Genomic DNA, 15,676 nt, shown 5'->3' with positions numbered 1-15,676 from the left:
CGTTAATAACTCAACTTTCGCAGCTTAAATTCGGTAGATAAGCCTTGATGTAACCGGGTAAACCGGCAATCCATTGTTGAGTTGCATTTTAATAAGTGTTGTGATTTTCTTACTCGCTTTCTTAATGAGGTCTTCAAGGATTTCAATGATTAGTTGGCAATATTTCTTGTAATTTTCAAAGGTTGTTTCTACTGCTTTTAATAATGAGCTTTTTGCGGACGGCTTCATTATGAAGCCGTCCGCGCTTGCCGCTCGGCGTCTTGCCGCCGCTCGGCCGCTCGAATCCCCACTCCGTCGCTCGTTGCTTCACCGCTCGCTGATGAAATCTCGACTTTTTGAATGCGATCGGCAATCATTTTTGCTTAATCCATTACGATTGTGTGACGTTTAACGGAAAGTTCGGATTTTAGTCACCGCGGTATTTTAAAACGTGATAAATATCACAATCCCATATTGATCTATCTGACATAATGTTTGACAGAAACAACGAGAGAAAGGTGGAAGAATAAACCAATGGATACGGTTATACTGTCACGCATCCAGTTCGCGTCGACGACGATTTTTCACTTCTTCTTCGTGCCATTGTCAATCGGGTTGGCGCTGCTTATCGCGATAATGGAAACGATGTATGTCGTCAAAGGCAAAGAAGAATATAAGAAAATGGCGAAGTTTTGGGGAAAGCTATTTTTAATAAACTTTGCCGTAGGGGTTGTGACGGGGATTATCCAGGAATTTCAGTTCGGCATGAACTGGTCCGACTATTCCCGGTTCGTCGGGGACGTGTTCGGCGCGCCGCTGGCGATCGAGGCTTTGTTGGCCTTCTTTATGGAATCGACCTTTATCGGGTTGTGGATCTTCGGTTGGGACCGTTTGTCCAAGAAGGTTCATTTGGCCTGCATTTGGCTCGTAGCCGCCGGAACGACCATATCCGCTTTCTGGATCTTGGTGGCGAACTCGTTTATGCAAAGACCGGTCGGTTTTGCGGTCAATAACGGCCGAGCGGAAATGAACGACTTTTTCGCGTTAATTACGAACGGTCAAGTGCTTGTCGAGTTTCCGCATACGGTCTTTGGCGCATTTGCGACAGGCGCATTCCTGATCACGGGGGTTAGCGCTTGGAAGATTTTGAAAAAGCAAGATGTCGAATTTTTCAAAAAATCGTTTAAACTCGGCGTTATTGTCGCTTTAATATCCTCTTTCTTAGTCGCTATTTACGGACACCAACAAGCGCAATATTTGGTTCATACGCAACCGATGAAGATGGCGGCGGCCGAAAGCTTGTGGGACAATAGCGAAGACCCGGCCCCTTGGACCGTCATTGCGGCCATCGATCCGGATAAGCAAGAGAATAAGATGGAACTCAAAATCCCTTACCTGCTCAGCTTCTTGTCTTATAGTAAGTTCTCGGGAGAGGTGCGCGGCATGAAGGAGCTGCAAGCGGAATACGAGCAAACGTACGGACAGGGCAACTATATTCCTCCGGTACGGACGACATTTTGGAGTTTCCGCATAATGGTGGCGGCCGGATCGCTTATGATATTGCTCGGCATGTACGGTTTATATTTGGCGATGAAGAAAAAACTGGACAGGCCCAACAAGTGGTTTATGAGACTTATGGTCTTCGGCATTTTCCTGCCGCATATCGCCAATGCATCCGGTTGGATTATGACCGAGATCGGTCGACAACCTTGGACCGTCTTCGGGCTCATGCGCACGGAGGACAGCATTTCGCCTAGCGTCACTTCCGGAGAAGTTCTATTCTCGTTACTGTCGTTTTCCACAATTTATACGATTTTATTAATCGTAATGATATCCTTGTTTGTACGTGTCATCAAGAAGGGTCCGAATGCGGTGGATAAGAACGAAGCGCATTCTATCGATCCGTTCGATGGGGAGGTAAACCATGCTTTCTCTAAATGAGCTTTGGTTCATACTTGTCGCGGTATTGTTTATCGGCTTTTTCTTCCTGGAAGGATTTGATTTCGGCGTTGGGATGTCAACGAGACTGCTCGCGAAAACCGACGGAGAACGCCGCGTATTGATTAATTCGATCGGTCCGTTCTGGGATGCCAACGAAGTTTGGCTGCTGACGGCGGGCGGTGCGATGTTCGCGGCCTTCCCGCACTGGTACGCTACGTTGTTCAGCGGCTTCTACGCTCCGCTTGTCGTCGTGCTGCTTGCCTTGATCGGCCGCGGGGTGGCCTTTGAATTCAGGGGCAAAGTGGAGAACGAACGTTGGAAGAAGACGTGGGATATCGTTATATTCCTTGGCAGCTTGCTGCCGCCGTTCCTGTTCGGCGTCGTATTTGCCGGATTGCTCAAAGGCTTGCCAATCGACCGGCAGATGGAGATGAAAGCCGGGCTGTTCGATATGGTCAATCTCTATACGCTCGTCGGCGGCATTGCCGTTGCGCTGCTGTGCCTGGTGCACGGATTGATGTTCACGACGCTGCGTACGGTCGGAAGCTTGCAAGAACGCGCGCGCAGCATGGCCAGACGGTTGTTGATTCCGCTTGCCGCTTTGCTTGTCGTGTTCGGGGCAATGACTTACTTTATGACGGATGTGTTTAAAGTACGGGGAGCCATTCTGGTTGTCATTGCCGTCTGCGGCGTGGCGGCCTATATTATGGCGGGAGCGTTCAACTCCAAGAAAAGAGACGGTTGGGCTTTCGCCATGACGGGCACCGTCATCGCGTTGGCCGTCGCCTCCGTGTTCGTCGGTTTGTTCCCGCGGGTCATGATCAGTTCGATCGACAGCGCGTTCAACTTGACGATACACAATGCGGCGTCGGGTGCTTATTCGCTTAAAGTCATGACCATTGTGGCCTTAACTTTGCTTCCTTTCGTCTTGGGTTATCAAATTTGGAGTTATTTTGTTTTCCATAAACGTGTACATGAGAAGGGACATCTTGAATACTAATGGATAAAAATTTGCTTGGATACAAAGGGGTAAAGCAGGTTCTGGCGATATTAGCCTTGATTGCCCTGGTACAGAGCGTTTCCATTATATTTCTGGCGAAGTGGTTGGCGGAAGTCATTTCCGCCCTTTTTGCCGGAGAACCCCTACAGGAACAAACCGGCAAAATGGTGCTGTTCCTGTTTGCATTTCTCGTCCGTCAAATCTCGGCCTTGATTCAACAGAAAGTGGCGTACCGCTTCGCGGAAGCGACAGGTACCGGTTTGCGCAAGCAAATGATGAATAAGCTATTCGAATTGGGGCCGAGATTCGCCAAATCGGAGGGAACCGGGAATTTGGTGACGCTTGTGCTCGAAGGCATATCCCAGTTCCGCACGTATTTGGAATTGTTTCTCCCTCGCATGCTCGGAACGGCGATTACGCCGATCCTCCTGGTGATTTATATCTTTACGCTAGACGTCGCTTCGGGCGTCATTCTCGTCGTGACGATGCCGATCCTCATCGCCTTTCTCATTCTGGTCGGTCTGGCCGCGCGCAAGCAGATGGATCGGCAGTGGGAATCCTACCGAGTGCTATCGAATCATTTCGTCGATTCGCTGCGCGGATTGGAAACGCTGAAGTTTCTCGGACGGAGCCGCGCACATAGCGGCACGATCGGCCGAGTGAGCGACAAGTACCGTTCGGCGACTATGCGCACGCTTCGCGTCGCCTTCCTGTCTTCCTTCTCGCTCGATTTCTTCACGATGCTTTCCGTCGCTTCGGTAGCCGTTAGTTTGGGTCTTCGTTTAGTAAACGGCAACATGGAACTGGTTACGGGATTGACCGTGCTTATTTTGGCGCCGGAATACTTCCTGCCCGTCCGTATGGTGGGAGCGGATTATCACGCTACGTTAAACGGCAAAGAGGCCGGGAAAGCGATCCGTGCCGTCATCGACCGGGACGCCGCTCCGTCGGCGCCTATTGCGCCTTTGTCGGCGTTGCCGCCGTCCTTTGTCCGGACAAAGGAAAGCTCGCTTGTGCTGTCCGGCGTTTCGGTTTGCCATGAGCAAGAGGGTACGGCTTCTCTGCAAGACGTATCGTTTGACATTAACGGTCGGCAGAAAATTGGGATCATCGGAGAAAGCGGCGCCGGCAAGTCGACATTGATCGATGTGTTGGCCGGCTTCCTGCACCCGACGTCCGGTGAATTCGTATTGAACGGACAAGCGATGGAGGCGTTAACCGCTGAGGAGTGGCGGAAACAAACGACTTATATCCCGCAGCATCCTTACATTTTTAGCTGTTCGTTGAAGGATAATATCCGTTTCTACTCTCCCGATGCGCCGGACGAAGCGGTGAAGCGGGCGCTCGACGCCGCCGGCTTGTCCGCATTGGTCGGCAATTTACCGCGCGGCGTCGATGAAACGATCGGCAGCGGCGGACGCCGGCTGAGCGGCGGCCAAGAACAGCGGGTCGCGCTCGCTCGCGCTTTCTTGAGCGACCGTCCGATCATTCTGCTGGATGAGCCGACCGCTCACCTGGACATAGAAACGGAGTACGAGTTGAAGGAAACGATGCTGTCTTTGTTCGAGAATAAACTGGTTTTCCTGGCTACCCACCGCTTGCACTGGATGCGCGACATGGATTGGATTATCGTGTTGGACAAGGGGAAGGTGGCGGAGACCGGCACGCATGAGCAGTTGCTTGCGCATAAAGGCATCTATTACGACATGATTGCGTCGCAACGGGAGGGAATCGAGTGAAACGGGATGAATGGCTTCGCCCTTATATAAGGACTCATTACGGACGCTTTGCGGTCATAGCGGCACTGGGCGTGCTGACCGTTCTGTGCGCCGGTTCGCTGATGTTCACTTCCGGCTATCTGATTTCCAAATCCGCGATGCGTCCGGAAAATATTTTAATGGTCTATGTGCCGATCGTCCTGGTGCGAACGTTCGGGATCGGCCGGGCGGCTGTGCATTACATCGAGCGGCTTGTGGGTCACGATGCGGTGCTGCGTATTCTTTCCAAGATGCGCGTGCGGTTGTACCGTATTTTGGAGCCGCAGGCGCTGTTCGTTCGCTCGCGCTTTCGTACGGGCGATATTCTGGGTGTGTTGGCCGACGATATCGAACATTTGCAAAACGTATACTTGCGCACCGTGTTTCCGAGCGTTGTGGCTGTCGTTTCGTATGTAATCGTGATTGCCGCTTTAGGTTGGTTCGATTGGGCGTTTGCGCTTCTGATGGCGCTGTACGTTTCTGTTCTCGTTTTTATGATGCCGATTATTTCGCTATGGGTTACACAAGCGAAGCAGCGTCAGATGAATAGAGGCAGAAACGGTCTTTATCGGAAGCTGACCGATGCCGTGCTTGGCATGAGCGACTGGGTCATTAGCGGCCGTTCTTCGCAGTTCGTTCAATCGTACGAGAGGGATGAAGCCGAGGTGATGGCGATCGACGGCGCTTTGAAAAGCTTCGCCAGATGGAGATTCCTTATCTCCCAATGTGTGGTCGGCATCGCTGTGCTTTCTGTCGTATATTGGGCGGGAGGGCGATACGCCGAAGGGGAGATCGCGGCAACGCTGATTGCCGCGTTCACTCTCGTCGTGTTCCCGGTCATGGACGCTTTCCTGCCCGTTTCGGAGGCGATCGAGAGAATTCCGCAATATCAAGAATCGCTGCAGCGGCTGGCGAATATAAGCGATGCGAGGTCGACGGCTGGGGCTGAGGAGCGGCAAATTGCCGGCCAGCCGGCGGCGGCAGAGGAAGCGGTCCGGTTGGCGTCCGAGTTCGCGCATATTCGGTTGGATCGGGTGCGCTACCGGTATGATGCCGGGGGGCCATGGACCGTCGACGATCTGTCCTTGGAACTGCCGCAGGGCAAGAAGATCGCGGTAATCGGCCGCAGCGGCGCCGGCAAATCGACCCTTCTGCGTCTGATTCAGGGAGCTGTCGTTCCCGAGCAAGGTTCCGTTACAATTAACGGCGTCAATGCGGTCGCCTATGGCGAGTATATTCCGCGCGTGATTAGCGTGTTGAACCAAAGTCCGCACCTGTTCGATACGACGGTCGCGAATAATATCCGGCTCGGCAAAGGGGACGCTTCGGACGAAGATATTCGCCGGGTGGCGAAGCAAGTCCGGCTGGATGCGCTGATTGAATCGTTGCCGGACGGTTACCGGACGCCGATGCAAGAAACGGGGCAGCGCTTCTCCGGCGGCGAACGGCAGCGGATTGCGTTGGCTCGTGTGCTATTGCAGGATACGCCCGTCGTCATTTTGGACGAGCCGACGGTCGGACTCGACCCGCGTACGGAAAAAGAGCTGCTCGCCACCATTTTTGAGACAATTGAAGGCAAGTCGCTGATCTGGATTACCCATCATCTGGTCGGGGCGGAGCGAATGGATGAAGTCATTTTTGTCGAGGACGGCAAGATTGAAATGAGAGGAACGCATGCCGAACTTATGGAGCGGTATCCGCGTTATCGAAACCTGTACCATCTTGATCGCCCGGTTTGATCGGCTAAGCGGATGACATCGATCCGGATCGGCTGGTTTGATTCGTTAACATAACGCATCGATCTCGAATATTGGATTTGACCGGTAAGCCGATGCATCGATCGTAAACGGCTGTTTGGTCTTAAACAGCTGCATCGGCGAAAGTGATGAGCCGAGGATTTGTCTGCCCCGCCAATCGCTCGGCTCGATAGGTTGTCGGCTACGTTGCTCGGTGGAATCGGTCGGTCTGTCGGATGTTTCCGCGAGCGTCTGCTGCTTCCTCTCCTCACGCTTAAAATGTTATAAGGAGCAACATAATCACTGATATTTTCTCTAGAACGCTTTTTTAGTGTGAATTGTTCTAAATCTCTCGGTTTCTGGCGAAACTATAATGATAGATTCATCTATCAAACATTTCTTGTGATGGGAATGGAGGTTTCGCTATATGATTTCTCAAACTTCGTTATCATTTTACGAACGGCCTATTGAATTGATTGAAAGAGCGGTATCGCGCGTTGAAAGAGTCATAGTAGGAAAAAGAGAGAACATCGTGCAGACGGTCGTGGCCATGCTGTGCGGCGGCCATGTGCTCATTGAAGACGTGCCGGGAGTCGGCAAAACGATGCTGGCCCGCGCGCTGGCGCAAACGATGGGCTGTACGTTTCAACGGATCCAGTTTACGTCCGACGTGATGCCGACCGATATTACCGGGGTGTCGGTGTATAATCCGCAAACGCTTGAATTTGAATTTCGCCAAGGCCCGATTATGGCCAATCTGGTGTTGGCCGACGAAATCAACCGGGCGACGGCGCGGACGCAATCGGCGCTGCTTGAAGCGATGGAGGAACGGCGCGTGACGGTGGACGGAGTAACGCGGCCGTTGCCGGAGCCGTTCGTGCTGCTCGCTACGCAAAATCCGTTCGATTTCGAAGGGACGTATCGTTTGCCTGAGGCGCAGCTCGACCGGTTTATGCTGCGAATTTCGCTCGGTTACCCGAGCGCGGAGCAGGAAACGGAAATATTGACCCGTTTGCAGGAACAGCATCCGCTCGAAACGATTAAGCCGGTGCTGCTGGCGGACGAGCTTGCGCGCATGCAGCGTGAAGTGCGTTCGGTGCATGTGGACGAAGCGATCAAGCAGTATATCGTCGCGGCCGCCCAGACGACGCGAACCCATCCCGATTTGGCGCTCGGCGCCAGTCCGCGCGCTTCGCTGGCTTGGATGCGGGTCGCGCAAGCGCAAGCTTACGCACGCGGACGCACTTATGTCGTGCCTGACGATGTGAAGGCCATGGCCGTCCCGGTGCTGGCGCATCGCCTGGTACTGAAGCCGCAAGCGAGAATGGCGGGCAAGCGCTCCGAGGAGATCGTGCGCCAATTGATGAATACGCTCCCTGTTCCGATGTTTCGCGGCGAAGCGGGTGCGAGGCAGCGATGAGACGGATCGGCAAATGGGCGGTTGGCTTGGGCGTATTGGGTCTATGCTTCGCGGCAGCCGCTTGGCGAGGCGGGACGGCGGAATGGTTTTTGTTTTTCATCGTTTGCTGCGTCATTGTTAGCGGGGCCTTTATTCAAGGCATTGCGCTGAGACGGGTGCGGATCGAGCGTATGTTCGATCGGGAAAGCTATCGATCCGGCGACGATGTCGCCGTAACGTTGAACGTCGCGTTCGGGCTTTCATGGATACCGGTTCTTTGGCTGGCTGTAACGGATCGCTGGTCGAGCGGGAACGGCGCGAGGGAACAATTCGGCGGACAATTTCGCACCGTCTTGTTTCCATGGTTTCAATCGCAAATCACAATGAGTTACCGGATCCATGGGATTGACAGGGGGCTGTATCGATTCGGGAAGCTTGAATTGGAAACGGGAGATGTATTCGGATTCGTTACGAAAAAAAGAACGGTCGAAACCGGCGGACAGATGATCGTTTACCCTTCGCTGCTTCCGTTAGTCCGGCAACAGTCGGGCGGGACGCAGACAGATCAGGTTCGTTTCGCCTCGGTCAAGCCGAACGCGGAACCGCAAGGCTATGGCGCGCTAATTCGGGACTATGTGCCCGGGGATCCGTGGAAACAAATCCATTGGAAAAATTCCGCCAAACTCCAGCGTTGGCAAACTCGTTTGCCGGAAACAGAAACGGCGGAAACCGTGTGCGTCGTGCTTGACGCGTCCGAGGATGGTGGCTTGGAACGCCGGCGTTTCGAAACGGCGGTATCGTGTGCGGCGACATTGCTGCACCAATTGTCGGCCGCCGGCGCCCAATACAGTTTCGTATGCCATCATCGGGGACAATATACGCTGCGCAACGTAAGGGGCGAGCTTGCTCCCGAAACGTTGAATTGTTTGGCGGAAGTGGAGGCGGACGGCCGCGGCCATGTTGCCGGCTTGTTGGAGCGGGAATGCGAGTTGAACCGGAGAGGCGCGAACATTGCGATCGTTACTTCGCATATGTACGAGACGACCTGCATCGCGGTCCAAAGCATGCTGCGGAAAGGCCTTCAGCCGGAACTGTTCTGGATCGCAGGAGAACGGAAGGAACAGGCGGATCGCGACGATTGGCTCCGGCATCACGAATGGGCCGGGAAGCTGTTGGAGCTTGGCGTGAAAGTTCGGGTGGTAACCGAAGCGTATGCAAGTATGCAGGCGAGAGGCGGGATGAGCGATGTCAGCGCCTAGCCGGTTCGCAAGAAACGCTTTGCTGTCGCTTCTGTTGTTTTTATTGTTCGCGGAATGGCTGTATCCGTTGTACCGGATGGTTGAGGCGACCGAATTATATGAAGTGAAGCCGATTTTTATCGCGATCGCTAGCTTCTTGATCATCGGATTGCTGCCTCTTCGCTGGTATTCGGCATTGCTGCTGCATAGCGCAGTATGTGTGGCGATGCTTCTGCTGTTTTTTCACAGAGATATGGCGTCGTGGCCGCAAGGGTTGATCCAGATCGCGGATACGTTGATACAGGATGGGCGGCGATTGATCGTTTCGTTCCGGATGGAACGCATAAGCTCGGAAGGGCGGACATTACTCCTATTGATCGGTTGGGCGATGGTGGCCTCTTCCGTGCAATCGTTAGCGCTCTCGAGGCAACGGGGATTGTTCTTTGTCGCGGCAACGGCCGTTTATTTGGTGGCGCTGCAATGGTGGCTCGGATTGGACACGAATAACGGGCTCGTGCGCACGGCGGCAATCGGGTTGTCTCTGCTTGCGCTGCTGCGTTACGTGAAATTGGAACAAATGCCGGTCGCGGCGTTTGCCGAACGATCCTTCCGGCACGGCGAAGCAGTATCCGGGATGGGAGCTTTCACGCGGGGAACGACACCGTACTCGCTGGGGCAAGGCAATGGATGGCCCGTCTCCTGGATCGCCGGCAGTTTTGCCGTCATCGCATTATTCGTAGGAATCGGTCTGTCGGCAGCGTCGCAGGCCAATTCCGGGATTCACCCGGTTTCGTGGCAAGTCGAGAAAGCGAGCTTCGGAGATTGGGTAAGCCGGACGTTTGGTTCTCAGGCGGCCGAATGGCTGGGAGCGAGAGAATGGGCGGCCTCTCCCGGTTCATCCGTAGGCGCGACAGGATACAGCAAGGACGACAGCGAACTTGGGGCGCGTATCGCACCGGTCGATACGGTGCTGTTTACGGCGGAATCGCCGGTACCCGCGTACTGGCGCGGCGAAAGCAAAAGCGTCTATAACGGACGCGGCTGGTCGCAGCCGCGAACCCATTGGACAGGTACCGATTGGCGCGGAACGATATTCGGCGAACGGCTTGCTGACAGCGAGCGGCAGGGAGATACGATTTCCCAAAAGGTGACGCTGTCGGATGAGGCGGCCAAGAGCGGCATGCCTTTGCTTGCCGGAGGTACGATCGAGCGGATCAAGCGGCTGCAATATGCGAATCCATCCGCCGACATTCCGGACTTGGTTCAAATCGACGCTGCTGCGATAACGGCACGAATGCCCGCCAATGCAAGAACGGGCGATTTGTTGCAATACGAGCTGGAAGTACGTATGCCGAACGTTCCGGCCGATCGGCTTCGTTTGATGGACGGAGACGATCCGAGCGAGATTCGCGAGACGTATTTGCAGTTGCCGCCGGAACTGCCGGCGAGGGTAGCGGAGCTTGCGGAACGAATTACAGCCGAGGCGGGAGCGAGCAGAATCGAGCAAGTCGAAGCGATCGAGCGATATTTGCGGGAACATTACGAATATTCGATGAACGACACGAAAGTGCCGCCCAAAGGGGCTGACTTTGTCGACCATTTTTTGTTCGAGCAACAACGGGGGTATTGCAACCACTTCTCGACCGCAATGGTCGTCATGCTGCGGACGCAAGGGATTCCGGCCCGTTGGGTTAAAGGGTTTGCGCCGGGCGAACGAAGCGGGGACAACGCTAACTTATATACCGTTCGCGCCCGGGACGCGCATGCTTGGGTAGAAGTATATTTCGATGGAGTCGGCTGGCTTCCGTTCGAACCGACGCCGGGATTCGGCGTTCAAGCCGGCGAGCCTTCCGGCGCCGTAACCGCTTCGGCTCCGTCCGTCGTCTCGGCGCCGAACCGGACAGTTTCCGCTGCGCAAGACGGATCGCATTGGCGGAGCGCGGAATGGATTCGCAGCCTGGCGTCAACGGGATACGCCTCGTTGCTCCAAGCGGCCGAATGGTCGCGACCGATATGGGACGGCGGCGTACGGGCAAGCGGACCGATTGCGGCGATTGTCCTTGCGGTCATTCTAACCGTCGGAATCGTCTGGTTTGTCATGTCGCATTATCGAATCGATTGGCAGTTGAAATGGGCAATGCGGCAGTATGGCCGAACCGGAGGAGATCCGAATCGATTGCGCCGAGTCGCGCTGCTCATCTGGGCCCGGATGGCCCGGCAATACGGAGATAAGGGCCCTCATATGACGATGCGCGAATACGTGGAGCGTCTAACGCTCGAAGATGAACGCGAGAAGGGACGATTGGTGCGGCTCGTTTACGATATGGAAAAAATCGCTTTCGATTTCGCGGGCTGCGATCGTGCGACAAGACGGCGCCTCCTGGATGTTCCGCGCCGTACGTCGGCATCAAGACGTAAACAAACCGAATTAATTCAGCAAAATTTGAACGATATTCAGTGATATGCTTTCCCAAGTATCGCATCTTCCGTTTTGTCGAATAATAGACGGAAAAGATTGGCCGCGCGCGGCGGCGACCGGTCGGACCGAACTTGCCTTGACGTTGGGTTTTGTCGTTTCGTATAATTAACTTCATGAATTGAGGGAGGCGCACGGATAATGAACAAGCCAAATGAAATCATCGTTGTTCTCGATTTCGGGGGACAATATAACCAACTCATCGCAAGAAGGATTCGGGATTTAGGGGTATATAGCGAGCTGTTGCCGTACAATACGCCGGTGGAACGCATTCGCGAGCTTGCGCCGAAAGGGATCGTATTCTCCGGAGGCCCTTCCAGCGTATATGAAGAGAATGCGCCGCATGTCGATCCGGCCGTATACGATTTGGGCGTGCCGATTCTCGGCATTTGTTACGGGATGCAGTTGATGTCCCACCAATTGCAGGGCAAAGTCGAACGGGCGAATAAACGCGAATACGGAAAAGCGGAGGTGGAATTCACCGCCGACTGCCATCTCGCGCGCGGGCTGGAAGGCAAGCAAACCGTATGGATGAGCCATAGCGATCTCGTCGTGGATCCGCCGTCCGGATTTCAAATCGACGCCAGTACGGAACATGCGCCTGTTGCGGCCATGAGCCATCGGGAGAAAAAACTGTACGCGGTGCAGTTCCATCCCGAAGTGCGCCATTCCGTCAAAGGCAATGAAATGATCCGCAATTTCCTGTACGAAATTTGCGGTTGTGCGGGCAACTGGAGCATGGAAACGTTCATCGAGGATACCATACGCGAGATTCGCGAACAGGTCGGCGACAGCAAAGTGCTGTGCGCGTTAAGCGGCGGCGTCGATTCTTCCGTAGTGGCCATGCTCGTCCATAGAGCGATCGGCGACCAATTGACTTGCATGTTCATCGATCACGGCTTGCTGCGCAAAGGGGAAGCCGAGGGCGTCATGGACACGTTCGTCGGCAAATTCGACATGAAAGTCGTCAAAATCGATGCGCGCGATCGCTTCCTGTCCAAATTGGCGGGCGTATCCGATCCGGAACAAAAACGGAAAATTATCGGCAACGAATTTATATACTGTTTCGACGACGAATCGAAAAAATTGGGCAAATTCGACTTCTTGGCGCAAGGGACGTTGTATACCGATATCGTTGAGAGCGGCACGGCAACGGCTCATACGATCAAGTCGCATCATAACGTCGGCGGACTGCCGGAAGATATGGAATTCAAGCTGGTCGAACCGCTGAGCGCCTTGTTTAAAGACGAAGTGCGCAAGGTAGGCGAAGAGCTCGGCTTGCCGCGTGCGATCGTTTGGCGCCAGCCGTTCCCGGGACCGGGACTTGCGATTCGCGTATTGGGCGAAGTAACGGAGGACAAGCTGCAAATTGTGCGCGATTCGGATGCGATTTTGCGCGAAGAGATCGCGAACGCCGGATTGGATCAGGAAATCTGGCAATATTTCACCGCCTTGCCGAACATGAAGAGCGTCGGCGTAATGGGCGATGTGCGCACATATTCTTATACCGTCGGCATCCGCGCCGTTACGTCGATCGACGGTATGACCGCCGATTGGGCGCGCATTCCATGGGATGTGCTCGAGAAAATTTCAGTGCGTATCGTAAATGAAGTCGACAACGTCAATCGCGTCGTTTACGACATTACGTCGAAACCGCCTGCGACGATTGAGTGGGAATAACGACAGGCACCCGGAACCCTGCAACATGGGGCGATTCCGGGTGCTTTTTTATGGATCATTAGACTGTGAATCCGAACATTCTGAGAATTATATTCGACAATTATTCGTTTTTTTATTGACAAGAATCGCCCGTCTTTTTAGAATGAAATTGAGTGATAAGTGAATAACAAATGCTTTTCGTATAATCTCAGGAATTGGCCTGAGAGTCTCTACGAGGTCACCGTAATGATCTGGCTACGAAAAAGAAGAAATATTGCCTTTTCTGCGTCTTTTATGCAATGCGCTCGCGAAAGGCATGTTTTTCTTTCTTGTGCGGAACCTAGGAGATAAGCGGCCCGGGTTCTTTTTTTGTTGTTCCCATTCAATCGAGGTGCAGGCGGCGCTGCGCATGCTAAGGATGCCGCTCACAAAACTTTTAGGAGGAGTTCTAAACAATGGATCGTTTCTTTAAGTTAAAGGAACATGGGACAAATGTCAGAACGGAGATTATGGCAGGAATCACGACGTTCATGGCGATGGCTTACATTTTGGCCGTGAATCCGAACATTCTGTCGGGCGCGCCCGGCGGGGATTGGACGTCGGTATTTTTGGCTACCGCCATCGCGGCAGGGGTCATGACGATTCTGATGGGCTTGCTTGTCAACTTTCCTGTGGCGCTGGCGCCGGGGATGGGTCTTAACGCTTATTTTGCTACGGTTATTATTAGTTCGAACGGAACGTTTACATTTGAGATGGCTTTAACGGCCGTATTTATCTCGGGTATTATTTTTATATTGCTGACGGTAACGAAAGTGCGGCAAATGATGATTGTCGCCGTTCCGGACGGTATGAAGCATGCGATTACGGTCGGGATCGGATTATTTATCGGATTTCTGGGAATCAAAAATTCGGGCCTGATGTCGATCGCGCTCGAAGCGAAACAAGATTACGCGGCTAACGGTCACGTACCGCTGCTTTCGTTTGAAACGGTATTTCAGCTTGGAAGCTTGAGCGATCCGAACGTGCAAACGACCATTTTCGGCCTAGTGCTGATCGGCGTATTGATGGTCATCGGATTGCGCGGCGCGATATTGTTCGGCATTTTGGGTACGACGATTTTCGGCTTTTTCGTAGGGATTGTCGATTTCTCCAGCCTAAGCTCCCCGGAAACGACATGGATTCCGGATTTCTCTCAGCTGCGTTTCGCCGATTTCGATTTTAAAGGCGTATTACATGCGGGACTTATTACGGTCATTCTAACGTTTACGTTCGTGGAATTGTTCGACACGTTCGGAACGTTGATCGGTACGGCGAACCGTGCCGGCATCATGAAGGATAAAGAGAAAGGCACCAAGAAAGTCGGTAAGGCGATGCTGGTCGACGCGATCGGCGTTAGCGGCGGCGCGCTCGTAGGTACGTCGACGGTAACGGCTTTCGTGGAAAGCTCGTCGGGTATTGCGCAAGGCGGACGCACCGGTCTAACGTCGGTTACGACAGGCGTGTTGTTCCTTCTAGCCTTGTTCTTGGCGCCGATCGCTTGGTTGATTCCGGGCGCGGCGACGAATGCGGCGCTGATCATTGTCGGCGTGTTGATGGTGCAATCGGTTCGCGAGATCGATTTCTCCAATATGATTATCGCGATTCCTTCTTTCTTAACGATCGTGCTGATGCCGTTGACAGGCTCGATCGCCAACGGTATTTCGTTCGGGATCGTTACTTATGTGATTCTCGCTACGGTCGGACGCCTGAGCGGCAAAAGCGAACATAAAGTTCATTGGCTGATGTGGATTTTGGCCGTTATCGTCTTGGCTCGATATATTTTAATGGGCGGAGAATAATTGCGAATATAAGGAGTGCATATCGTTGCCGGTATGCGCTCCTTTTTCAATTTATAAGTGTGTCGTGTTGTTTCCGTGTGTCATCGTTTCCCATTAATTACAAGTTGATTATTTCCGAATAAGAGAGTATAGTAGTCGATGCCTGCTTAAGAGCAAGGTAAGTTGTTTACTTAATGGAAGTAACAATATAAAAAAATATCTTGCACTACTAGTTTAGATGTGCTATGATATAAGAGTTGTCGCTTAAAACGAGAGACAGCGAAATGGAAAAATGCTACGCTTGCATAAAGCGTGCGAGTGTGATATATTATATACCTGTCGCCAAAAACGACATGGATTGCGAAAGTCATTTGTTCTTTGAAAACTGAACAACGAGCGAATTAAGCAACAATAAATTGAGAACGACAAGTTCTCGTCAGCAACGAAATTTTGAGCTATTCGGCTCTTTCGTATTCGGTTTTATCGGTTCTGCCGATGGAACCGACCAGATTATATCTCAACATCCCGTTCCGGGCCAAGAGAATAATCGTTTTAATGGAGAGTTTGATCCTGGCTCAGGACGAACGCTGGCGGCGTGCCTAATACATGCAAGTCGAGCGGAGTTCGTTTTGTAGCTTGCTACGAAGCGAACTTAGCGGCGGACGGGTGAGTAA

At 53.2% G+C, this 15,676-nt stretch carries 10 protein-coding genes, 1 rRNA gene, 1 pseudogene and 1 riboswitch; of the genes and pseudogenes, 10 read left to right on the top strand and 2 right to left on the bottom strand.

Annotated elements, in window-relative coordinates; translation table 11 throughout:
• Nucleotides 1–10: 10 nt before the first annotated feature.
• Nucleotides 11–156, bottom strand: a pseudogene (locus tag KQI79_RS28465) (IS4 family transposase); the annotation flags it as partial.
• A 19-nt stretch (nt 157–175) separates the two neighbouring features.
• Complete coding sequence (locus KQI79_RS28005; protein WP_301287924.1) at nt 176–310, bottom strand: hypothetical protein; 135 nt, start codon at nt 308–310, stop codon at nt 176–178.
• A 203-nt stretch (nt 311–513) separates the two neighbouring features.
• On the opposite strand from KQI79_RS28005, the gene KQI79_RS14675 reads away from it, so the two are divergent.
• The 10 genes from KQI79_RS14675 to KQI79_RS14630 form a co-directional block, all read left to right on the top strand.
• Nucleotides 514–1,920, top strand: a complete 1,407-nt coding sequence (locus tag KQI79_RS14675) for a cytochrome ubiquinol oxidase subunit I (protein ID WP_216539008.1) — start codon at nt 514–516, stop codon at nt 1,918–1,920.
• Nucleotides 1,904–2,920 carry a cytochrome d ubiquinol oxidase subunit II gene (cydB, locus tag KQI79_RS14670; protein ID WP_216539007.1) on the top strand — a complete coding sequence of 339 codons (1,017 nt, stop codon included), beginning with the start codon at nt 1,904–1,906 and terminating at the stop codon, nt 2,918–2,920. The genes KQI79_RS14675 and cydB overlap by 17 nt, the downstream gene beginning before the upstream one ends.
• Nucleotides 2,920–4,659 (top strand): thiol reductant ABC exporter subunit CydD, encoded by a 1,740-nt coding sequence (gene cydD / locus KQI79_RS14665; RefSeq protein ID WP_216539006.1) that lies wholly within the window; start codon nt 2,920–2,922, stop codon nt 4,657–4,659. The genes cydB and cydD overlap by 1 nt, the downstream gene beginning before the upstream one ends.
• On the top strand, nt 4,656–6,416 hold the full coding sequence (cydC, locus tag KQI79_RS14660) for a thiol reductant ABC exporter subunit CydC (RefSeq protein WP_216539005.1): 1,761 nt from the start codon (nt 4,656–4,658) through the stop codon (nt 6,414–6,416). The genes cydD and cydC overlap by 4 nt, the downstream gene beginning before the upstream one ends.
• Nucleotides 6,417–6,840: 424 nt before the next feature.
• Nucleotides 6,841–7,833: an AAA family ATPase gene (locus tag KQI79_RS14655; RefSeq protein ID WP_216539004.1), complete on the top strand. Its 993-nt coding sequence runs from the start codon at nt 6,841–6,843 to the stop codon at nt 7,831–7,833.
• Nucleotides 7,830–9,071, top strand: coding sequence for a DUF58 domain-containing protein (locus KQI79_RS14650; protein ID WP_216539003.1), 1,242 nt, complete (start codon nt 7,830–7,832; stop codon nt 9,069–9,071). Before KQI79_RS14655 ends, KQI79_RS14650 begins: the two co-directional genes overlap by 4 nt.
• Nucleotides 9,058–11,511 carry a transglutaminase TgpA family protein gene (locus KQI79_RS14645; RefSeq protein WP_216539002.1) on the top strand — a complete coding sequence of 818 codons (2,454 nt, stop codon included), beginning with the start codon at nt 9,058–9,060 and terminating at the stop codon, nt 11,509–11,511. The genes KQI79_RS14650 and KQI79_RS14645 overlap by 14 nt, the downstream gene beginning before the upstream one ends.
• Before the next feature lie 156 nt (nt 11,512–11,667).
• Nucleotides 11,668–13,206 carry a glutamine-hydrolyzing GMP synthase gene (guaA, locus tag KQI79_RS14640; RefSeq protein ID WP_216539001.1) on the top strand — a complete coding sequence of 513 codons (1,539 nt, stop codon included), beginning with the start codon at nt 11,668–11,670 and terminating at the stop codon, nt 13,204–13,206.
• Nucleotides 13,207–13,363: 157 nt separating this feature from the next.
• Nucleotides 13,364–13,463, top strand: a riboswitch (purine riboswitch).
• Nucleotides 13,464–13,640: 177 nt separating this feature from the next.
• On the top strand, nt 13,641–15,023 hold the full coding sequence (locus KQI79_RS14635) for an NCS2 family permease (protein WP_216539000.1): 1,383 nt from the start codon (nt 13,641–13,643) through the stop codon (nt 15,021–15,023).
• A 531-nt stretch (nt 15,024–15,554) separates the two neighbouring features.
• A 16S ribosomal RNA gene (locus tag KQI79_RS14630) occupies nt 15,555–15,676 on the top strand; the annotation flags it as partial.

Source organism: Paenibacillus sp. MSJ-34, from assembly GCF_018918005.1.
In the GTDB taxonomy this organism is placed as follows: domain Bacteria; phylum Bacillota; class Bacilli; order Paenibacillales; family Paenibacillaceae; genus MSJ-34.
Note: the sequence above shows the minus strand (reverse complement) of the source record. Positions and strands in the feature narration are given on the sequence as shown.

Coding starts and splice junctions, on each gene's coding strand:
- guaA (WP_216539001.1), top strand. CDS start 11,668: ATGAACAAGCCAAATGAAATCATCGTTGTTCTCGATTTCGGGGGACAA.
- KQI79_RS14675 (WP_216539008.1), top strand. CDS start 514: ATGGATACGGTTATACTGTCACGCATCCAGTTCGCGTCGACGACGATT.
- cydB (WP_216539007.1), top strand. CDS start 1,904: ATGCTTTCTCTAAATGAGCTTTGGTTCATACTTGTCGCGGTATTGTTT.
- KQI79_RS14645 (WP_216539002.1), top strand. CDS start 9,058: ATGTCAGCGCCTAGCCGGTTCGCAAGAAACGCTTTGCTGTCGCTTCTG.
- KQI79_RS14635 (WP_216539000.1), top strand. CDS start 13,641: ATGGATCGTTTCTTTAAGTTAAAGGAACATGGGACAAATGTCAGAACG.
- KQI79_RS14650 (WP_216539003.1), top strand. CDS start 7,830: ATGAGACGGATCGGCAAATGGGCGGTTGGCTTGGGCGTATTGGGTCTA.
- cydD (WP_216539006.1), top strand. CDS start 2,920: ATGGATAAAAATTTGCTTGGATACAAAGGGGTAAAGCAGGTTCTGGCG.
- KQI79_RS14655 (WP_216539004.1), top strand. CDS start 6,841: ATGATTTCTCAAACTTCGTTATCATTTTACGAACGGCCTATTGAATTG.